Here is a 21472-nt window from a genome sequence, read left to right on the forward strand (position 1 = left end):
AATGATCAGGAAGCGCTGAGTGCCTGACGAAAAGCCTGTACAGCCAGTCGGCACTGCTCCGTCACGTGCTCGATGTCATAATTAACATCGATACGCGCAATATCATGTTCATCGGCACACGGTCGCTCCAGCGCGTCAAACTGACTTTGCAGCAGGTCTGGCGGCATAAAATGCCCGGCACGACGCTGCATTCGCTGCAGAATGGTAGCGTAATCGCCATCCAGCCACAGGAAATGTACGTTAGGGCTGCTCTTACGTAAAATATCGCGGTACTGTTTTTTTAATGACGAGCAGACAATAAATCCCGTCTCATTTTTTTTATAAAGACTGTATGAAGCGTCATTTAATCGTTCCAGCCAGGGTAAGCGGTCTTCATCAGTTAACGGTATTCCCTGAGACATTTTATCAATGTTCTTCGCCGGATGGAGATCATCGCCGTCAATAAACTTCGCAGAAAATAATGTTGCAATTTTGCTGCCTATTAAAGACTTACCACTACCTGAAACACCCATTAAAATATAGCTTTCCCCGGCCATTTAAATACCTCTGAGTCATATTCCACTCCACAATATTACGCCTCTACGTTCGACAATTTCACGTTTTTTAATTTCCATAGAGAAGAACTCTAAGGCACATCACGTTATGCGTAACATTGTAGTGTAACAATTTTCCAGCGTGACGTAAGTCACAAATAATGACAAATAAAACCGCTTAAATGCGTTCAGGGTAACTACCTGACCAGTGAGGAATTTATGGAAGTAAAAACTCAATCCTGCGTTGTTGCGGGTAAGCGTGCTGTTGCCGTTACGGAACAAAATATTGAATGGAATAATAAAGGAACACTCGTACAAATTACCCGTGGCGGCATTTGCGGGTCTGACTTACATTATTATCAGGAAGGCAAAGTCGGCAATTTTACAGTAAAAGCGCCAATGATTTTAGGTCATGAAGTGATTGGCAAAATCGTTCATAGCGACTCAGATTTATTACGTGAAGGACAACCGGTAGCAATTAATCCATCGAAGCCTTGCGGTCATTGCAAATACTGTCTGCAGCATGAAGAAAACCACTGTACTGAAATGCGTTTCTTTGGCAGCGCCATGTATTTTCCGCATGTCGATGGCGGTTTTACCCGATTTAAAGCTGTCGATACCGCTCAGTGCATTCCCTGGCCGGAACAGGCGGACGAAAAAGCCATGGCCTTTGCCGAGCCGCTGGCGGTTGCCATTCATGCGGCTCATGAGGCGGGCGATCTGCAGGGCAAACGCGTCTTTATCTCCGGCGTTGGCCCTATCGGCTGCCTGATTGTTAGCGCGGTAAAAACGCTGGGCGCGGCGGAAGTGGTATGTGCCGATATCAGTACCCGTTCTCTCTCGCTGGCCCGGCAGATGGGCGCGGATACGCTGGTGAACCCACAGCATGATTCTCTTGATGGCTGGAAAGCAGAAAAAGGGTATTTCGATATCAGTTTTGAAGTCTCTGGGCATCCTTCCTCAATCTCAACGTGTCTGGAAGTCACACGGGCAAAAGGCGTGATGGTGCAGGTTGGCATGGGCGGCGCAGTTCCCAACTTCCCGATGATGATGGTAATAAGCAAAGAGATCTCCCTGAAAGGCTCTTTCCGTTTTACTACCGAATTTAATACTGCGGTTTCCTGGCTTGCCAACCGCGTTATCAATCCGCTGCCGTTACTGAGCGCGGAATATCCATTTACCGACCTGGAAGCGGCGCTGATCTTTGCCGGAGACAAAACACAGGCGGCAAAAGTTCAGCTCGTTTTCTGAGAAAGTAAAATAAGGGACACTATCATGAACGATCTTTTTTCACTGGCAGGTAAAAATATCCTTATCACCGGAGCCGCTCAGGGAATTGGTTATTTGCTGGCGACCGGTCTTGGTCGCTATGGCGCGCGCATTATTGTTAACGATATCACCCCGGAGCGCGCCGAAACAGCCGTGACGAAACTTCAGCAGGAAGGGATAAAGGCTATTGCCGCTCCCTTTAATGTCACCCATAAACAGGATATTGAAGCTGCGGTTGAACATATCGAAAAAGATATCGGCGTCATTGACGTCCTGATAAATAACGCCGGTATCCAGCGCCGTCATCCGTTTACTGAGTTTCCCGAGCAGGAGTGGAATGACGTCATCGCCGTAAATCAGACCGCGGTTTTTCTCGTCTCTCAGGCCGTTACGCGCCGTATGGTGGCGCGGCAGGCAGGAAAAGTGATCAACATCTGTTCGATGCAAAGCGAGCTGGGCCGCGACACGATTACGCCATACGCCGCGTCGAAGGGTGCCGTGAAGATGCTGACTCGCGGCATGTGCGTGGAACTGGCGCGTCATAATATCCAGGTCAACGGTATTGCGCCGGGGTACTTCAAAACGGAGATGACCAAAGCGCTGGTTGAAGATGAAGCCTTCACCTCCTGGCTATGCAAACGTACGCCTGCCGCACGCTGGGGCGATCCCCAGGAGCTTATTGGCGCAGCGGTGTTTCTCTCGTCAAAAGCCTCCGACTTTGTTAACGGACATCTGCTGTTTGTCGATGGCGGTATGCTGGTTGCCGTCTGACCAGGGAAATACGACGCAGCGCGTAAGCGCTGCTATTTTGGCGCTAATAAGAGAGACGAATATGCCATTAATAATTATTGCGGCAGGCGTTGCGCTGCTGTTGGTCTTAATGATTGGCTTTAAAGTTAACGGCTTTATCGCCCTTGTTCTGGTTGCCGCCGTGGTGGGATTTGCCGAAGGGATGGGCGCGCAAGACGTCCTGCACTCCATACAAAACGGAATTGGCGGTACTCTGGGCGGACTCGCCATGATCCTCGGTTTTGGCGCGATGCTGGGAAGATTAATTTCCGATACCGGCGCCGCGCAGCGCATTGCGACGACGCTCATTAATACGTTCGGCAAAAAACGCGTGCAATGGGCGCTGGTGATCACCGGGCTTATCGTCGGCCTGGCAATGTTTTTTGAAGTCGGATTCGTACTGCTGTTGCCGCTCGTTTTTACGATTGTGGCCTCATCGGGACTGCCATTGCTGTATGTCGGGGTTCCAATGGTCGCCGCCTTATCCGTTACGCACTGCTTCCTGCCGCCGCATCCCGGCCCTACCGCTATTGCGACAATTTTTGAGGCAAATCTCGGTACGACCCTGCTGTATGGGTTAATCATTACCATACCGACCGTGATTGTTGCCGGCCCTCTGTTTTCAAAATTGCTGGCGCGCTTTGAAAAAGCGCCACCTGAAGGACTATTTAATCCTCACCTATTCAGTGAAGAAGAGATGCCGTCATTCTGGAACAGTATTTTTGCCGCCGTGATCCCGGTCATTCTGATGGCCATCGCAGCGGTATGTGAAATCACGCTGCCAAAAACGAATGCCGTGCGGGTTTTCTTCGAATTTATCGGTAATCCAGCAGTGGCGTTGTTTATTGCCATTATCATCGCCATTTTTACGCTGGGCCGACGCAACGGACGTACGGTTGAGCAGGTGATGGATATCGTCGGCGAGTCCATTGGCGCTATTGCGATGATTGTTTTTATCATCGCGGGCGGCGGCGCGTTTAAGCAAGTGCTGGTGGATAGCGGCGTGGGTCAATATATCTCGCAATTAATGACCGGCACCTCGCTATCTCCGTTATTAATGTGCTGGACGGTAGCCGCCGTGCTGCGTATTGCGTTAGGTTCCGCGACCGTGGCTGCGATAACCACAGCGGGCGTCGTATTGCCGATTATTAACGTAACCCACGCCGATCCGGCGTTAATGGTACTGGCGACAGGCGCGGGAAGCGTTATTGCATCACATGTTAACGATCCCGGTTTTTGGCTGTTTAAAGGGTATTTTAATCTTAGCGTCGGGGAAACCCTACGCACCTGGACCGTTATGGAAACATTGATTTCTGTCATGGGGTTGCTGGGCGTACTGGCGCTGAATGCGGTTCTGCATTAATTCATCATCCGCAGCCCAATTAACCATGGGGGCGACGTTCCCGCCCCCGGTACTGGAGAAAACATGAGGAATCACAGAATTTCTTTGCAGGATATCGCTACGCTTGCTGGCGTGACAAAAATGACGGTGAGCCGTTACATCCGCTCGCCGAAAAAAGTCGCCAGGGAAACCGGCGAGCGTATTGCGCAGATCATGGAGGAAATTAACTACATACCAAATCGCGCGCCAGCTATGCTGTTAAACGCGCAAAGTTACACTCTGGGCGTGCTGATCCCCTCTTTCCAGAACCAGTTGTTTGCCGACATTCTCGCCGGGATTGAATCCGTAACGTCGGGTCATAACTACCAAACTCTCATTGCGAATTACAATTACAATCGCGATTCGGAAGAAGAGTCCGTTATCAATTTACTGTCTTACAATATCGACGGCATTATTCTTTCAGAAAAATATCATACCCTCAGAACCGTCAAATTCCTGCGCTCAGCTACCCTTCCGATTGTAGAACTCATGGACATCCAGGGTGATCGCTTAGATATGGAGGTGGGGTTTGATAACCGTCAGGCCGCCTTTGATATGGTCAGCACCATGCTGGATAAACGCCAGCGGCGTAAAATCCTCTATCTGGGTTCAAAAGACGATATCCGTGATGAGCAGCGTTATCATGGCTACTGCGATGCGATGACGCGCCGGGGGCTGGCGCCGTTGCGCATCAATCCCCGCGCTATCTCTTCTATCCATCTGGGGATACAGCTAATGCGTGATGCGCTTACTGCGCACCCGGACGTGGATGGCGTCTTTTGTACTAATGACGATATCGCAATGGGCGCTCTACTGTGGTGCCGCGAGCGTCAACTGGCCGTACCGGAGCAGATCTCCATCGCCGGCTTCCACGGTCTGGAGATGGGCAGGCAAATGATACCGAGCCTCGCCAGCGTAATTACCCCTCGTTTTGAGATCGGGCGCAGAGCCGCGCAGATGTTGCTCAACAAAATTAAAAATAACGATCTCAACCATAATACGATTGATTTGGGTTATCAGATTTATCACGGCAACACATTATAACTTTTTGAACTACTGCGCTTATGCTCTTTCCCGCAGCTTGCCTGTGCTTAACGCGTAGCCAAAAGCGCCACGTGTCAGGTTACGCGCTACATCATTCGAGGAATACCAGGCTGTCTGCCGGATGGCGGCGGAAAGGACTTATCCGGCCTACGGGTCCGGAGTAGGCCTGAAAAGCACAGCGCCATCAGGCCTACGATTACTGTGATTACGACTTACGCAGCATTAGCCACAGGCTAATCAGGAAGAAAGACGCGCTCGGCAGCAGCGCGCCGACAATCGGCGGAATGCCGTATACCAGCGTCAGCGGGCCAAAAATCTGGTCGAGGACGTAGAAGACGAAGCCGAAGCTAATCCCCGTCACCACGCGCACGCCCATCGGCACACTACGCAGCGGGCCAAAGATAAACGACAGCGCCATCAGCATCATCACCGCCACGGAGAGCGGCTGGAAGATTTTACTCCACATATTGAGCTGATAACGTCCGGCGTCCTGTCCGCTCGACTTCAGATATTTAACGTAGTTATGCAGACCGCTGATGGAAAGCGCATCCGGGTCCAGCGCCACCACGCCTAACTTATCCGGCGTCAGATTCGTTTTCCAGGTGCCGCTCACCGTCTGCGAACCGGTGATCTGTTTCGGGTTTTGTAGATCGGACTCATCCACCTGCGACAAACGCCAGACCTTATGCTCCGGATCGAATTTTGCCGAAGCGGCGTAACGCACCGACTGCAAACGACGCTGATCGTTGAAAGCGTAAATACTAATACCGGCCAGCTCCTCGTCGCCCTTCACCCGTTCAATATAGACAAAGTTATTCCCGTCTTTCGCCCACAGACCTTGCTGGGTGGAAAGCAGCGAGCCGCCATACATCGCCTGCGCACGATAGTTACGCGCCATCTGCTCGCCCTGCGGGGCGACCCATTCACCGATCGCCATGGTTAACAGCACCAGGGGGATAGCCGTTTTCATCACCGACAGCGCCACCTGCATACGGGTGAAACCCGATGCCTGCATCACCACCAGTTCGCTACGCTGCGCCAGCATCCCCAGTCCCAGCAGCGCGCCAAGCAGCGCCGCCATAGGAAAGAAGATCTGGATATCCTTAGGTACGCTGAGCAGGGTGTACATACCCGCGCCCAGCGCGTCGTAGTTACCCTGCCCCGCTTTTTTCAGCTGATCGACAAACTTGATGATCCCGGAGAGCGACACCAGCATGAACAACGTCATCATGATGGTGGTAAAAATGGTTTTACCGATATAGCGGTCAAGTACACCAAATGGCTGCATTATACCGCTCCTTTACGCAGAAAACGGGCACGCAGGCGGCGGACCGGCACCGTATCCCACAGGTTTAAACCAATCGCCAACGCCAGATAGATCAGGTTGACCGCCCACATCCAGATAACCGGGTCCAGTTTGCCTTTACCGCCATTCGATTTAATGGAGGTCTGGATCAGGAAGAACAGCAGATAAAGCAGCATGGCGGGCAACATAGACAAGACACGCCCCTGACGTGGATTCACCACGCTGAGCGGCACGACCATCAGCGCCATCATAAATACGGTAAAGACTAACGTGATACGCCAGTGCAGCTCGGCGCGAGCGCGATCGTTGTCGGTATTCCACAGCGTGCGCATGTCCATCTGGTCAGTATCGTTCGGGTCCAGCGCCACGGCCTGATGGCCAATAATTGCCTGATAGTTCTGGAAGTCGGTGATGCGAAAATCGCGTAGCAACGCCGTCCCTTCAAAACGCGTCCCTTTGTTTAAGGTGACAACCTGGGAACCATCGCGCAACTGAGTAAGGTGTCCGGAATCGGCCACGACTACAGAAGGACGAGCATTGCCCTTAGGGCGAATCTGCGCCAGGAAAACATCGTGGAAGTCGCTGCCATCAACGCTTTCGATAAACAGCACCGAGCTGCCGTTGGTCGCCTGCTGGAATTGCCCCTGCGCCAACGCCGCCATACCGGGGTTCGCTTTCGCCTCCGCCAGCACTTCATCCTGGTGTTTTGACGACCAGGGGCCGGCCCACATCACGTTAACCGCCGCAAGGATACCGGTAAATAACGCCAGTACCATGGCGGCCTTTACCAGCACGGCTTTGCTCAACCCACAGGCGTGCATGACCGTAATTTCACTTTCGGTATACAGTTTGCCCAGCGTCATCAGCAGCCCCAGGAACAGGCTTAAAGGCAGGATGAGCTGCGCCATTTCCGGTACGCCCAGCCCCAGAAGCGAGAGCACCAGATTTGCGGGAATATCGCCGTCAACCGCCGCGCCGAGAATCCTCACTAACTTTTGACAAAAGAAGATCAAAAGTAAGATGAAGAGTATCGCCAGCTGGCTTTTGAGCGTCTCCCGCACCAGATATCTTATGATTATCACTTTAAATACGCCCGTAAAAACCCATTTTTTTGCTGGAATTTAGCTTGTTTCATGGCTTAAACGTCATTTATTCTCTTGAGTCGTCGAAATCATCGCTAAGATCATTATACTCAGCGGATTCACCTCTCAGAACTTGTTCTGACGTGCCAATGCCGTAATAACGTTAAGATTAACACGAAGTCACCGCAACAGCGGATATGAGTTACGAAAGCTTTCAATTTCTATACTCTAATGGATTTCGAGTTGCAGGCAGGCGGCAAGACTGTGAAGCCCCGGAGCTTACATCAGGTAAGCGACAGGGGTGAGCAGGCGCAGCCAACGCATCTGCAACTTGAAAGACGACGAGTATAGCTGTAGCCACCACTGTTGTCTTTAAGATTCAGGAGCATAGTGCATGGAGTTCAGTGTAAAAAGCGGTAGCCCGGAGAAACAGCGGAGTGCCTGCATTGTCGTGGGCGTCTTTGAACCGCGTCGCCTTTCTCCGATTGCAGAACAGCTCGACAAAATTAGCGACGGATACATCAGCGCATTGCTGCGTCGCGGCGAACTGGAAGGAAAACCGGGGCAGACTCTGTTGCTGCACCATGTTCCTAACGTTCTTTCCGAGCGAATCCTCCTCATTGGTTGCGGCAAAGAGCGCGAGCTTGATGAACGTCAGTATAAGCAGGTTATTCAGAAAACGATAAATACTCTGAATGATACTGGTTCGATGGAAGCCGTCTGTTTCCTGACCGAACTGCACGTTAAAGGCCGCAACAACTACTGGAAAGTGCGTCAGGCCGTCGAAACGGCCAAAGAGACGCTTTATAGCTTTGATCAACTCAAGACCAACAAGAGCGAGCCGCGCCGCCCGCTACGTAAGATGGTCTTTAATGTGCCGACCCGCCGTGAGCTCACCAGCGGCGAACGCGCCATTCAGCACGGTCTGGCCATCGCCGCCGGGATTAAGGCTGCGAAAGATCTCGGCAACATGCCGCCCAATATCTGTAACGCCGCCTACCTGGCGTCACAGGCGCGCCAGTTGGCTGACAGCTACAGCAAAAATGTCATCACCCGCGTCATCGGCGAACAGCAAATGCGCGAACTGGGTATGAACGCTTATCTGGCGGTCGGCCACGGTTCGCAGAATGAATCGCTGATGTCGGTGATTGAGTACAAGGGCAATCCGTCCGAAGACGCGCGCCCGATCGTGCTGGTGGGTAAAGGCCTGACCTTCGACTCCGGCGGCATCTCCATCAAGCCATCTGAAGGGATGGACGAGATGAAGTACGACATGTGCGGCGCGGCGGCGGTTTACGGCGTGATGCGTATGGTTGCCGAGCTTCAGCTACCGATTAACGTTATCGGCGTACTGGCGGGCTGTGAAAACATGCCGGGCGGACGCGCGTATCGTCCGGGCGACGTGCTGACCACCATGTCTGGTCAAACCGTTGAAGTGCTGAATACCGACGCCGAAGGCCGTCTGGTTTTGTGCGACGTGCTGACCTACGTTGAGCGCTTCGAACCGGAAGCGGTTATCGACGTCGCGACGCTAACCGGCGCCTGCGTGATTGCGCTGGGCCATCACATTACCGGTCTGATGTCGAACCATAACCCGCTGGCGCATGAACTGATCGGCGCGTCCGAGCAAGCGGGCGACCGCGCGTGGCGTCTGCCGCTGGGCGATGAGTTCCAGGAACAACTGGAGTCCAACTTTGCGGATATGGCGAATATTGGTGGTCGTCCTGGCGGCGCTATCACCGCGGGCTGCTTCCTGTCGCGCTTTACCCGTAAGTACAACTGGGCGCACCTGGATATCGCCGGCACCGCCTGGCGATCCGGCAAAGCGAAAGGCGCGACGGGTCGTCCGGTAGCGCTGCTGTCGCAGTTCCTGCTCAATCGTGCGGGCTTTAACGGCGAAGAGTAAGTTTGAGATTACCCCGTAGGCCTGATAAGGCGTATTAGCGCCGCCATCAGGCGTTTTGCCGGATGGCGCTGCGCTTATCCGGCCTACGGGAGGCATCATGGCAACGCATTTAAATCCACCACAAGAAGCCCCATATATGAAGAATGCGACGTTCTATCTTCTGGATAATGACACTACCGTCAACGGTTTAAGCGCCGTTGAACAACTGGTGTGTGAAATTGCCGCAGAACGTTGGCGCGCCGGCAAGCGCGTGCTGATCGCCTGCGAAGATGAGAAGCAGGCCATTCGGCTGGATGAAGCGCTGTGGGCAAGACCGGCGGAAAGTTTTGTCCCGCACAATCTGGCAGGCGAAGGCCCACGCGGCGGCGCGCCGGTTGAAATCGCCTGGCCGCAAAAACGCAACAGCAGCCCGCGCGATATTTTAATCAGCCTGCGTACAAGCTTTGCAGATTTTGCCACCGCTTTCACAGAAGTGGTAGACTTCGTCCCTTACGAAGAAACTTTGAAACAACTGGCGCGCGAACGCTACAAAGCCTACCGCGTGGCTGGTTTTAACCTGAATACGGCAACCTGGAAATAATGGAAAAGACATATAACCCCCAAGATATCGAACAGCCGCTTTACGAGCACTGGGAAAAGCAGGGCTATTTCAAGCCTAACGGCGACGAAAGCAAAGAGTCCTTCTGCATCATGATCCCGCCGCCGAACGTCACCGGCAGTTTGCATATGGGACATGCTTTCCAGCAAACCATCATGGATACCATGATCCGTTACCAGCGTATGCAGGGTAAAAACACCCTGTGGCAGGTCGGCACCGACCACGCCGGGATCGCCACCCAGATGGTGGTTGAGCGTAAGATTGCCGCTGAAGAAGGTAAAACCCGTCACGACTACGGCCGCGATGCGTTTATCGACAAAATCTGGCAGTGGAAAGCGGAATCCGGCGGCACCATTACCCGTCAGATGCGCCGTCTCGGCAACTCCGTTGACTGGGAGCGCGAGCGCTTCACCATGGACGAAGGCCTTTCCAATGCCGTGAAAGAAGTCTTTGTTCGCCTGTACAAAGAAGACCTGATTTACCGTGGCAAACGCCTGGTTAACTGGGACCCGAAGCTGCGCACCGCCATCTCTGACCTGGAAGTGGAAAACCGCGAGTCCAAAGGCTCGATGTGGCACATCCGCTATCCGCTTGCCGACGGCGCGAAAACCGCAGACGGTAAAGATTACCTGGTCGTCGCCACCACCCGCCCGGAAACTATTCTCGGCGATACCGGCGTGGCCGTGAACCCGGAAGATCCGCGCTACCAGAGTCTTATCGGTAAATTCGTTATTCTGCCGCTGGTTAACCGCCGCATTCCGATTGTTGGCGACGAACATGCCGATATGGAAAAAGGCACCGGCTGCGTGAAGATCACCCCGGCGCACGACTTTAACGACTATGAAGTCGGGAAACGTCACGCCCTGCCGATGATCAACATCCTGACCTTTGACGGCGACATTCGCGAAAGCGCGGAAGTGTTCGATACCAAAGGTGAAGAATCTGACGTTTATTCCAGCGAGATTCCGGCTGAGTTCCAGAAGCTGGAACGCTTTGCTGCCCGTAAGGCCATCGTTGCTGCCGTTGACGCGCTGGGCCTGTTGGAAGAAATTAAACCGCACGATCTGACCGTCCCTTACGGCGACCGTGGCGGCGTGGTTATCGAACCGATGCTGACCGACCAGTGGTACGTCCGTGCCGACGTGCTGGCGAAACCGGCGGTGGAAGCGGTTGAGAACGGCGACATTCAGTTCGTGCCGAAGCAGTACGAAAACATGTACTTCTCCTGGATGCGTGATATCCAGGACTGGTGTATCTCTCGTCAGTTGTGGTGGGGTCACCGTATCCCGGCATGGTATGACAACGACGGCAACGTCTACGTTGGCCGTACCGAAGACGAAGTGCGTCAGGAAAATAACCTCGGCGCCGACGTTGCGCTTCGTCAGGACGAAGACGTTCTTGATACCTGGTTCTCCTCCGCGCTGTGGACTTTCTCTACCCTCGGCTGGCCGGAAAACACCGACGCCCTGCGTCAGTTCCACCCGACCAGCGTGATGGTGTCCGGCTTCGACATCATCTTCTTCTGGATTGCCCGCATGATCATGATGACCATGCACTTCATCAAAGATGAAAACGGCAAGCCGCAGGTGCCGTTCCATACTGTCTACATGACCGGTCTGATTCGCGACGACGAAGGCCAGAAGATGTCCAAATCCAAGGGTAACGTTATCGACCCGCTGGATATGGTGGACGGCATCTCCCTGCCGGAACTGCTGGAAAAACGCACCGGCAACATGATGCAGCCGCAGATGGCGGAGAAAATTCGCAAGCGTACCGAGAAGCAGTTCCCGAACGGCATCGAGCCGCACGGCACCGACGCCCTGCGCTTTACCCTGGCGGCGCTGGCTTCTACCGGTCGCGACATCAACTGGGATATGAAGCGTCTGGAAGGTTACCGTAACTTCTGTAACAAGCTGTGGAACGCCAGCCGCTTTGTGCTGATGAACACCGAAGAGCAGGATTGCGGCTTCAACGGCGGCGAAATGACGCTGTCGCTGGCTGACCGTTGGATCCTGGCGGAATTCAACCAGACCGTTAAAGCGTACCGCGACGCGCTGGACAGCTTCCGCTTCGATATCGCCGCGGGCATTCTGTATGAATTCACCTGGAACCAGTTCTGCGACTGGTATCTGGAGCTGACCAAGCCGGTAATGACCGGGGGTTCCGAGTCTGAACTGCGCGGCACCCGCCATACGCTGGTCACCGTACTGGAAGGTCTGCTGCGCCTGGCGCACCCGATCATCCCGTTCATCACCGAAACCATCTGGCAGCGCGTGAAGGTCATTTGCGGTATTACCGCCGACACCATCATGCTGCAGCCGTTCCCGGAATATAACGCCGCACAGGTGGATGAAGCCGCGTTGGCCGATACCGAGTGGCTGAAGCAGGCGATCGTCGCAGTACGTAACATTCGTGCGGAAATGAACATCGCCCCGGGCAAACCGCTGGAACTGCTGCTGCGCGGCTGTAGTGAAGAAGCCGTTCGTCGTGTTAACGACAACCGTAGCTTCCTGCAAACCCTGGCGCGTCTGGAAAGCATCACCGTGCTGCCAGCCGATGACAAAGGCCCGGTTTCCGTGACCAAAATCATCGACGGCGCCGAACTGCTGATCCCGATGGCAGGCCTCATCAACAAAGACGATGAGCTGGCGCGTCTGGCGAAAGAAGTGGCGAAAATCGAAGGCGAGATTGCCCGTATCGAAGGCAAACTGTCCAACGAAGGTTTCGTCGCCCGTGCGCCGGAAGCGGTGATTGCCAAAGAGCGTGAGAAGCTGGAAGGTTATGCAGAAGCCAAAGCGAAGCTGATTGAGCAGCAGGCGGTTATTAGCGCGCTGTAATCTGAAAGCCTGATGGCGCTTCGCTTACCAGGCCTACACGTTCGCTTATTGACATGGCGCGATCGGTAGGCCGGATAAGGCATTCACGCCGCCATCCGACAACATGAATTATGGGCCGACGTAAACGTCGGCCTTTTTACATCAGATAAACGGGAAGTAAGGCATGATGCCACGAGAAATCCACATTAGCAGGCTGTTTTCCAGCGGCTTCTCATCATTGGTTAACTCAAGCGAATCCAGATCGCCCTGGACCTGTGTATTCTGCGCCAGCCAGCTCACCAGCCAAATTTTCAACCACGGATAAGCCAGCCCTAAGGTCACGCCGGAAATCACAAACACCACCAGTAACCGCCACAGCATACCGTGTGCAGTGACAGAGGAATGAAAACGAATCGAATCGTTCGCCAGTGACAAATTGTTTAAAAACAGGTTGCGTAACGCCACATATAAGTAACTGGTTACCACAATAATCGCGAGAAAATAGAGGAAATAACATGCCATTATCTGGCCATAATATTGCAGAATAAGCGCCCCTCCTGCCTGCGCATTCCCCATCATACTCAAAAGAATCATGTCGGTGAACACCGGCGCGATTAGATAACCAATCACGACAGCAAAAGGGAAAAGGGTCAACATTGCCAACACGCACCCTCTGATGCACGTTTTAACATTAACCTGAATCGAGAAACAATGAATGCCAAAGTTTGCGCCATTGCCAAACAAGGTCATCCATTTGCTGTAGGTAATACCGTTAATGACCCCTATCCCAATAATAGCCAGCAAACCGAGAAAAACGATATTGAACACTAAACCGCCGACGGCGATGGTTACCAGTGAGATAATATAAAGAACAATATAAAGCGCCACCATCAGGAGTACCGGGAGAGCGAACATGTACCACCAGGCGCGCCGCATGGAACACTGGAATCCAAAATGTACGCCATTAAGCGAAGTCATCATCGCCTGATACTGTAATCCTTTCACCGCCATAAAAGGAATAATCGCAATTAATAAGCCGAATAGCGTAAAACCGAGACCGGGATGACCGTGTTCAATAAGAGAGAGGCTAACAATATAAATAATAAAAACTAACAACACACTAATAAATAATGCGCCGCCCGTGGCTTTGTAAGCAAAAGGCTGATTGTTTAGCGTCATATTAGTATAAATATAACGTCGACATTTCACCATCGCCCACGGCGCATAGATTCCCAACGTGATACACGTCAACAAGAAATTCACAAGGCAAATAACAAAATACTTTCCGCCCTTGCCTGTAAACACCAACGTGTGATTATGGTTATCTTTACTACTGATAACGTTATTCATGAATCATATCCCTGAATTACAATCTATTAGAATTAATAATAAAAACCAGTAAATTGTTACTGATTTGACTACGATACTATTTTTGTTTAATTTTTCCGCCTTTTATTTTGTCTGATTCAGGATCTCCTTGCGCGTAACTCAAGACGGTGGTATTAAAGTAATCTATAAATAAATTTTAAAAATTGAGCCATATTATGAATAATGTCGCCTCGCCAACGCTCACGGTGCGCCGAATCACTACCGCCGACAATGCCGCTATTGCCCGTGTCATCCGTCAGGTTTCAGCGGAATACGGACTTACCGCCGATAAAGGTTATACCGTTGCCGACCCCAATCTGGATGAACTGTATCAGGTTTATAGCCAACCGGGCGCGGCCTACTGGGTGGTAGAGCAAAACGGTTGTGTGGTGGGCGGCGGCGGCGTGGCGCCGTTATCCTGTAGCGAACCAGACATTTGTGAACTGCAAAAAATGTATTTTTTACCGGTGATTCGTGGCCAGGGGCTGGCGAAAAAGCTGGCGCTGATGGCGCTGGATCATGCCCGTGAACAGGGTTTTAAACGCTGCTATCTGGAAACAACGGCTTTTTTACGCGAGGCGATTGCGCTATACGAACGTTTAGGATTTGAACATATTAGCGAACCGCTCGGCTGCACCGGACATGTCGATTGCGAAGTGAGGATGTTAAAGGATCTCTGAAAGCCAGGCGTTTATTTATCCTCGCCAGGTATTATTTTTGCTGATATAAGTAATCCCGGAAACATCCTGTTATCCGGGAATCACTTATTATTCAAGGAAGTTATAAATGAAACGCCTATTATCAGCAATTGTTTTCCCCGCTATGTTTATTAGTATATCTAATGTATATGCATTAGATATACAGCCCGGCGAATGGAAAATGGAAAATATAGAAATGCGCACCATCAATCCAGATACAAAAGAAGTATTAATGGATGAAAAAAATTCGGGCATAGCGACGCTTATGTGTTATACCCCTAAAATGTCTGAAGATTCTAAAAAAATGGTGAAGGGTTTTTCTACCAGTGCAGGCGGTTGCACGACAACATTTGTAGAAAGTACGGATACCAAACTGATCAATGAGACTGTCTGTAATAATCCTGATGTCAAATCGCACTCTATTGTAGAAACGACGAAAATAAGCGATACAGAATTTTCGATGACCATGAAATCGGATGTCGATGCAGGAGGTAATAAAACAACCTCCATCAACAAAATTAAACAAACCTTTGTTGGCAAGACCTGCTCTGAAGCGTCAAAAGGCGTGAAACAGTAACTATTTCAACACAAGAACCCGTAGTGATGATGCAAAAATGGCATTGTTCACGGTCACCTTTCGGAAATATAACACTGAGTGAGTTCTTTTTGCCTGCCGCTGGCAGGCTTTACTCAGAACAGAATATCATGAAAATGACCTTTCCTGCTCGCCAGCAGCTTGATGCCGGGCGGATGACCACGCAGGTGGCGACAGCGTAAAAGATAAAAACGCTAATCTTTAATTTTACCCTTTATCCGGCGGCTGGCACGCCGCTATGAAAACGAAACTCGCGGTCTGGCGACAAGATAAGGTCAGCTTCCACCTCGCCAAAATAGCGCACGCGCGCAGAAATGTCCTCGGCGGAAATCTGCTGCGCCAGCGCTAGGTAATCCTGATAATGCCGCGCTTCGGAGCGCAGAAGCGAGAGATAAAACGTCTGTAAATCCTCATCCAGCCAGGGGGCCAGAGCGGCAAAACGTTCGCAGGAGCGGGCTTCGATATACGCCCCGCAAATCAGCTTATCAATTAAGGTGAGCGGTTCGTGCGTGCGTACCGCTTTCAACATTCCTTTCGCGTAGCGGCTGGCGGTGATTTTCACATAAGGAATGTTTCTGGCCTGCATGACCTCGCGTACCTGCCAAAAATGGTGCAACTCCTCTTTAATCAATAACACCATACGGTCGATAAGCTGACGACCCCAGGGGTCATCAGTTTGCGGCATGGCGCTTTTGCTAATCTGTTTATGCAGGGCAACAAAATCCGGCTCCGGCCCCTGACGAAACGCGAACGCCTCGTAAGGTTGCAGCCAGGCGAGCAGCGCGTCAGCGCCCGATTTATCGGCGACATATTTACGCACCAACAGCAACGCGGTTTGCGCAGCCTTCAGTTCGCAGATCAAGTGATCGGTAAGCAGAAGAGGAAGATTTTGCGGATCGCGGGCCTGGACAATCCACGCCTGCGGCGTCGGGCAATGCAGGAAATTAAGCACCGGAGAGAGTATTTGCGGGTAATTCATACGTAACCTGTAAAAAAATACGACAGCAGACGCTGCCGTACCGTCATACTATGCAGCTTTAGTGACGCACGCCGTCGTCATCTTCATCGACATAATCGTCGTCGTCACCCTCTTCGCCATTAGGGTCTTCGAAATAGGTTCCCCAGCCGTCGTATTCGACATCATATTTTTCCGCCAGGTTCATCAGTTGCTCAACCTGAGCGTCGATGAGTTCGGCGTTCAACGCGCACTCGCTGAGGATGTCGCAACAAATAACCGTATCGCCCTCTTCCACTTCCAGCTCTTCCGGCTCCGTCACTTCATAGCCGAGTTTAAAGGCTTCTACCGCGGCTTTTTCCAACGTTTCGAAATCGTCAGCGGAAAGGTGATGCTCGATAGTGTACAGCGCATCCGGATCGCTGCCATCCTCAAGTAACTCTTCAATAATTAACCGCGTTTCTTCACGCTGCTCTTCCAGTAATTCCGGGTTTGCCATAGCTCGTTCCTCATAGATGTCCTGCCGATACTCTTATTGTCACATACCGCCGACGTTGCCTCCACCTTATCGAGAAAAGTTTTATCAAACAGGGTTGCAAATGAATAATCATCCATATAAAGTGAATTTTAATTCAATGAGAGGCCTAAGCCATGTGAGGGAAGTATGTCTACGTTTTACCAAAAACCTTTTTTAAAGTTACTTGATTTCACCGCCAGCGAGCTCACTGCTCTGTTGCAGCTTGCCGCCAAACTGAAAGCCGATAAGAAAAACGGTAAAGAAGAACAAAAGCTGGTGGGTAAGAATATTGCGCTCATCTTCGAAAAAGACTCGACCCGGACACGATGCTCTTTCGAAGTTGCCGCATACGATCAGGGGGCGCGCGTGACGTACCTGGGTTCCAGCGGGAGCCAGATCGGCCATAAAGAGTCCATCAAAGATACTGCCCGCGTCCTGGGCCGGATGTTTGACGGTATTCAGTATCGAGGATATGGCCAGGAGATCGTCGAAACGCTGGCTGAATATTCCGGTGTGCCGGTATGGAACGGTTTAACCGATGAGTATCACCCAACGCAATTACTGGCGGATCTGCTCACCATGCAGGAACATCTGCCGGGTAAAGCCTTTAACGAGATGACGTTGGTCTATGCCGGAGACGCGCGTAATAACATGGGTAACTCCATGCTGGAAGCCGCCGCGTTAACAGGATTGGATCTCCGTCTGGTCGCGCCAAAAGCCTGCTGGCCGCAAGCCGCGTTAGTGGCGGAGTGCAGCGCCATGGCGAAAAAGAACGGCGGCGCCATCACCCTGACCGAAGATATCGCCTCGGGCGTAAAAGGCGCGGATTTTATCTATACCGATGTTTGGGTCTCTATGGGCGAACCCAAAGAGAAATGGGCGGAGCGTATTGCCCTGCTGCGTGATTATCAGGTCAACAGCCAGATGATGGCGTTAACCGGCAATCCGCAGGTTAAGTTCCTGCATTGTCTGCCTGCGTTCCATGATGACGAAACCACGCTCGGCAAAAAAATGGCCGAAGAGTACGGTTTACATGGCGGGATGGAAGTGACCGACGAGGTTTTTGAGTCTGCGGCCAGCATTGTCTTTGATGAAGCGGAAAACCGCATGCATACCATCAAAGCAGTAATGGTAGCGACGCTGTCTAAATAATGTCGTGATGATGCCGGATGGCGGTTGGCCTACAAGATCGCAACGTGCAGGCGCCGCCATCCGGCACAAAATATTACGCCATCAGCATTTTCACAACCGCTTTACGTACCCGCGCCGGTTCTCCCACCGCGCACAGGGGCTTATGCACTTCGCCGGGATAAAACACCACAAAGTCGCCTTCGTTCAGGACGACGGTTTTCTCGTCGACGCTCGTCGGTAAAAATGCAATGTCTTTATCCGCCAGCCAGTCCGTGTGCGGCGTCCCCGCAGGCTGGGTGCTGAATGCCATCCCTTCCTGACCTTGTAGCACAATCTGAATATCAAGATAACGGGCGTGATACTCTGCGCTGCGCGATTCGCCCGGCTCCGTCATATTTTCAGAAATCATATAAAACAGCCTGTCGCCGTCAATGTCATACTTACCTGGCGCGGTCGTTGCCGTGACATGCGCATTGACGTGCTCAATCGCCTGCCGTAACGCCGTCGGCAGCCAGGCCTCCAGATGTTCAATATTGCCAATAATCATCGCATCCCCTTAGTTAAAACAGCGTTTTATTTTTCTCTTTATACGAGAAAAATGGCTGCCATACTACCCTTACTCTCATCGATTTTGCGCCAGCGCATGTTTATCGCCAGCGGTGTTTCTATATTGTTAATAGTTCGCCCAACTTTATGCAGTACCTATGCATAAACCCCAGCGGCGCCAAATTGCCATCACTAACAACGCTTTGATATTAAAGGCGTTAACATAAAAACGTTTTAGCGATCACAATTCGCTCTCCCTGCATAAATGACTTCTCTATCCATAGTTATTTTTAAATTATTTAAATATCCCCGATAATAAAATCCCCCTCACGCATAGTTATGCAACCCTTAAAAACAATCACTTTATTTTCAACTAGTTAAGATTTAAATATCATTCAATACAACAAACAAATAGTTAACAATAAAAAAATAACAAACCATATAGCTGCGTAGTAATTCATTTAATGCCTTATTGTTTTTTGAATTTCTCTGACCCGGCTCATATATTAAGTAAGAAAAATAGCACTCCGTGATTGATGTGAATCTCATCACATTAACAACCCAAATAAAATTTAATCATTGCTCCCGAATTTAACTGAAACGCCGCGACTGCAAGCACGCTAAATATTTGCAGCCACTCCTTCTTTATTCTTGAAATTATGTAAAAGGTATAATGATGGAAAAGCATTTTGTCGGTTCTGAAATCGGTCAATTACGCAGCGTAATGTTGCATCGGCCCAATCTCAGCCTAAAAAGACTTACCCCTTCAAATTGTCAGGAATTACTTTTTGACGATGTATTATCCGTAGAGCGCGCTGGCGAAGAGCATGACATTTTTGCCAACACGCTGCGCCAGCAAGGGATAGAAGTGTTGCTGTTAACCGACCTGCTCACCCAAACGCTGGATGTGGCTGACGCTAAAGCCTGGCTACTGGACACGCAAATTTCCGATTATCGCCTTGGGCCCACCTTTGCCGCAGATATTCGCGCCTGGCTGGCGGATATGCCGCACCGTGAACTGGCTCGCCATTTAAGCGGCGGTTTAACTTACGGCGAAATCCCCGCCTCCATAAAAAATATGGTGGTCGATACTCACGATATTAATGACTTTATTATGAAGCCATTACCGAATCACCTATTTACCCGTGACACGTCCTGCTGGATATATAACGGCGTCTCAATTAACCCCATGGCGAAACCTGCACGCCAACGTGAAACGAATAATTTACGTGCTATTTATCGCTGGCATCCTCAATTCGCAGGCGGTGATTTCATTAAATATTTCGGCGACGAGGACATTAATTACGACCACGCCACTTTAGAGGGCGGCGATGTGCTGGTGATTGGCCGCGGCGCGGTGTTGATCGGTATGTCTGAACGTACTACGCCGCAGGGCGTCGAGTTCCTGGCGCAGGCATTGTTTAAACATCGTCAGGCGGAACGCGTCATTGCCGTTGAACTGCCAAAACATCGCTCCTGTATGCACCTTGACACCGTCATGACCCACATTGATATCGACACCTTCTCCGTCTATCCGGAAGTCGTTCGCCCGGACGTTCAGTGCTGGACGCTGACGCCAGACGGACGCGGCGGTCTGAAACGAACCCAGGAGAGCACGCTGGTTCATGCTCTTGAAACAGCGCTTGGCATCGATCAGGTGCGCTTAATCACCACTGGCGGCGACGCATTTGAAGCTGAGCGCGAACAGTGGAATGACGCCAATAACGTGCTCACCCTGCGTCCAGGCGTGGTGGTGGGCTATGAGCGCAACATCTGGACCAACGAAAAATACGACAAAGCCGGCATTACCGTCCTTCCCATTCCCGGCGATGAACTGGGTCGCGGGCGCGGAGGCGCACGCTGCATGAGCTGTCCACTGGAACGCGATGGTATTTAAAGGAGACGTTATGGAAAACAAACGCACACTGGTCGTCGCGCTGGGCGGCAATGCGCTGCTCAAACGCGGCGAACCGCTGGAGGCTGATATTCAGCGTAAAAATATCGAACTGGCGGCCAGAACCATCGCCCAGCTTACGCGGCAATGGCGCGTGGTGTTAGTGCACGGCAACGGCCCACAGGTAGGACTGCTGGCGCTACAAAATAGCGCCTACGCTAACGTTACGCCCTACCCGCTCGATATTCTCGGTGCGGAAAGCCAGGGCATGATTGGCTACATGCTGCAACAGGCGCTGAAGAATCATCTGCCGGAGCGTGAAATCAGCGTCCTGCTCACCCAGGTCGAAGTCGATGCCAACGACCCGGCATTCCTCAATCCAACCAAATATATCGGCCCCATTTACGACGAAGCGCAGGCCCGTGCGTTACAGGCAGAAAAGGGCTGGGTATTCAAAGCCGACGGTAACGCCTTCCGCCGCGTTGTGCCTTCCCCGCAGCCGAAACGCATTGTGGAAAACGATGCCATCCGCGCGCTGATTAGCCGCGATCACCTGGTTATCTGTAACGGCGGCGGCGGCGTGCCGGTCGTGGAAAAAGCCGATGGCTACCACGGTATCGAGGCGGTGATCGACAAAGATCTGTCCGCCGCCCTGCTTGCCAGCCAAATTCACGCCGACGCGCTGCTCATTCTGACCGATGCCGACGCGGTGTATCTCGACTGGGGCAAACCCACCCAACGCCCGCTGGCGCAGGTTACGCCGGAGCTGCTTCGTGAAATGCAGTTCGACGCCGGTTCGATGGGCCCGAAAGTGACCGCCTGCGCTGAGTTTGTCGGCCATTGCCGCGGCATTGCCGGAATCGGCTCGCTGGCGGATGGGCAAGCCATTCTCGCGGGCGAGAAAGGTACTTTGATTCGGTGTGAAACCGCCGACGTTGACGCATAAGGCTTTTTACCGGATGGCGGCTTCCGCCTTATTCGGCCTACAGAGCGCGCATAACCGTGGGCCGGATAAGCGCAGCGCCATCAGGCAATTCATTTTAA

Annotated in this window: 21 protein-coding genes and 1 pseudogene; 14 read left to right on the top strand and 8 right to left on the bottom strand. The window is 51.9% G+C overall.

All coding sequences use genetic code 11. From position 1 onward, the window contains the following. Positions 1–5 precede the first annotated feature (5 nt). Positions 6–536, bottom strand: coding sequence for a gluconokinase (gene idnK, locus HU143_RS19630; protein WP_000896759.1), 531 nt, complete (start codon positions 534–536; stop codon positions 6–8). 216 nt (positions 537–752) lie between these two features. Between idnK and idnD the strand changes: the two genes are divergently transcribed. The 4 genes from idnD to idnR all read left to right on the top strand — a co-directional run bounded on the left by idnD (position 753) and on the right by idnR (position 5016). Continuing rightward, positions 753–1784 carry an L-idonate 5-dehydrogenase gene (gene idnD / locus HU143_RS19635; protein WP_000453354.1) on the top strand — a complete coding sequence of 344 codons (1032 nt, stop codon included), beginning with the start codon at positions 753–755 and terminating at the stop codon, positions 1782–1784. A gap of 24 nt (positions 1785–1808) precedes the next feature. After that, a complete protein-coding gene (idnO, locus tag HU143_RS19640) occupies positions 1809–2573 on the top strand; it encodes a gluconate 5-dehydrogenase (protein ID WP_000998688.1) in 765 nt (254 codons plus the stop codon). Positions 2574–2634: 61 nt separating this feature from the next. Beyond that, the gene (gene idnT / locus HU143_RS19645; protein WP_001128356.1) at positions 2635–3954 is read left to right on the top strand and encodes a gnt-II system L-idonate transporter; all 1320 of its coding nucleotides are present in this window, start codon (positions 2635–2637) and stop codon (positions 3952–3954) included. A 63-nt stretch (positions 3955–4017) separates the two neighbouring features. After that, entirely contained in the window at positions 4018–5016 is a 999-nt protein-coding gene (gene idnR / locus HU143_RS19650; protein ID WP_001244064.1) for a DNA-binding transcriptional regulator IdnR, read from the top strand. A 205-nt stretch (positions 5017–5221) separates the two neighbouring features. Here idnR and lptG read toward each other — a convergent pair whose 3' ends face one another. From lptG to HU143_RS24650, 3 genes are all read right to left on the bottom strand, one after another. After that, a complete protein-coding gene (gene lptG, locus HU143_RS19655; RefSeq protein WP_001182242.1) occupies positions 5222–6304 on the bottom strand; it encodes an LPS export ABC transporter permease LptG in 1083 nt (360 codons plus the stop codon). Next, entirely contained in the window at positions 6304–7404 is a 1101-nt protein-coding gene (gene lptF / locus HU143_RS19660; protein WP_000584132.1) for an LPS export ABC transporter permease LptF, read from the bottom strand. Before lptF ends, lptG begins: the two co-directional genes overlap by 1 nt. Before the next feature lie 63 nt (positions 7405–7467). After that, positions 7468–7518 carry a hypothetical protein gene (locus HU143_RS24650; protein WP_212724070.1) on the bottom strand — a complete coding sequence of 17 codons (51 nt, stop codon included), beginning with the start codon at positions 7516–7518 and terminating at the stop codon, positions 7468–7470. Between the two features lie 280 nt (positions 7519–7798). Between HU143_RS24650 and pepA the strand changes: the two genes are divergently transcribed. From pepA to HU143_RS19675, 3 genes are all read left to right on the top strand, one after another. Then, a complete protein-coding gene (pepA, locus tag HU143_RS19665; RefSeq protein WP_000397158.1) occupies positions 7799–9310 on the top strand; it encodes a leucyl aminopeptidase in 1512 nt (503 codons plus the stop codon). Between the two features lie 136 nt (positions 9311–9446). Further along, positions 9447–9890 carry a DNA polymerase III subunit chi gene (gene holC / locus HU143_RS19670; protein ID WP_001523689.1) on the top strand — a complete coding sequence of 148 codons (444 nt, stop codon included), beginning with the start codon at positions 9447–9449 and terminating at the stop codon, positions 9888–9890. Then, entirely contained in the window at positions 9890–12745 is a 2856-nt protein-coding gene (locus tag HU143_RS19675; protein ID WP_023226989.1) for a valine--tRNA ligase, read from the top strand. Before holC ends, HU143_RS19675 begins: the two co-directional genes overlap by 1 nt. A gap of 141 nt (positions 12746–12886) precedes the next feature. On the opposite strand, the gene HU143_RS19680 is transcribed toward HU143_RS19675, so the two are convergent. After that, a complete protein-coding gene (locus HU143_RS19680; protein WP_023226988.1) occupies positions 12887–14074 on the bottom strand; it encodes a YjgN family protein in 1188 nt (395 codons plus the stop codon). A gap of 194 nt (positions 14075–14268) precedes the next feature. On the opposite strand from HU143_RS19680, the gene HU143_RS19685 reads away from it, so the two are divergent. The 3 genes from HU143_RS19685 (at position 14269) to HU143_RS19695 (ending at position 15567) form a co-directional block, all read left to right on the top strand. Next, complete coding sequence (locus HU143_RS19685) at positions 14269–14772, top strand: GNAT family N-acetyltransferase (protein WP_001519079.1); 504 nt, start codon at positions 14269–14271, stop codon at positions 14770–14772. A 106-nt stretch (positions 14773–14878) separates the two neighbouring features. Then, positions 14879–15367, top strand: a complete 489-nt coding sequence (locus HU143_RS19690; protein ID WP_023226987.1) for a DUF3617 domain-containing protein — start codon at positions 14879–14881, stop codon at positions 15365–15367. 23 nt (positions 15368–15390) lie between these two features. Next, complete coding sequence (locus HU143_RS19695; RefSeq protein WP_165488515.1) at positions 15391–15567, top strand: hypothetical protein; 177 nt, start codon at positions 15391–15393, stop codon at positions 15565–15567. Positions 15568–15599: 32 nt separating this feature from the next. Here the strand turns inward: HU143_RS19695 and miaE are convergent. Then, positions 15600–16411 (bottom strand): annotated as a pseudogene (gene miaE / locus HU143_RS19700) (tRNA isopentenyl-2-thiomethyl-A-37 hydroxylase MiaE). Between the two features lie 11 nt (positions 16412–16422). Then, positions 16423–16839 carry a ribonuclease E inhibitor RraB gene (gene rraB, locus HU143_RS19705; protein ID WP_000002940.1) on the bottom strand — a complete coding sequence of 139 codons (417 nt, stop codon included), beginning with the start codon at positions 16837–16839 and terminating at the stop codon, positions 16423–16425. A 100-nt stretch (positions 16840–16939) separates the two neighbouring features. On the opposite strand from rraB, the gene argL reads away from it, so the two are divergent. Both argL and argF read left to right on the top strand, forming a co-directional pair. After that, the gene (argL, locus tag HU143_RS24860) at positions 16940–17035 is read left to right on the top strand and encodes a putative translational regulatory protein ArgL (RefSeq protein ID WP_223148976.1); all 96 of its coding nucleotides are present in this window, start codon (positions 16940–16942) and stop codon (positions 17033–17035) included. Then, positions 17005–18009, top strand: a complete 1005-nt coding sequence (gene argF, locus HU143_RS19710) for an ornithine carbamoyltransferase (protein WP_000103041.1) — start codon at positions 17005–17007, stop codon at positions 18007–18009. The genes argL and argF overlap by 31 nt, the downstream gene beginning before the upstream one ends. 73 nt (positions 18010–18082) lie before the next feature. Here the strand turns inward: argF and HU143_RS19715 are convergent, their stop codons facing one another. Next, on the bottom strand, positions 18083–18535 hold the full coding sequence (locus HU143_RS19715; RefSeq protein WP_000583451.1) for a YhcH/YjgK/YiaL family protein: 453 nt from the start codon (positions 18533–18535) through the stop codon (positions 18083–18085). A gap of 675 nt (positions 18536–19210) precedes the next feature. On the opposite strand from HU143_RS19715, the gene arcA reads away from it, so the two are divergent. Together arcA and arcC are read left to right on the top strand one after the other, a co-directional pair. Further along, the gene (gene arcA / locus HU143_RS19720) at positions 19211–20431 is read left to right on the top strand and encodes an arginine deiminase (protein WP_000410846.1); all 1221 of its coding nucleotides are present in this window, start codon (positions 19211–19213) and stop codon (positions 20429–20431) included. Between the two features lie 10 nt (positions 20432–20441). After that, positions 20442–21374, top strand: coding sequence for a carbamate kinase (arcC, locus tag HU143_RS19725; RefSeq protein WP_000428750.1), 933 nt, complete (start codon positions 20442–20444; stop codon positions 21372–21374). The last annotated feature ends 98 nt before the right edge of the window (positions 21375–21472 follow it).

The organism is Salmonella sp. SJTUF14076 (genome assembly GCF_015534835.1).
GTDB lineage: Bacteria > Pseudomonadota > Gammaproteobacteria > Enterobacterales > Enterobacteriaceae > Salmonella > Salmonella enterica.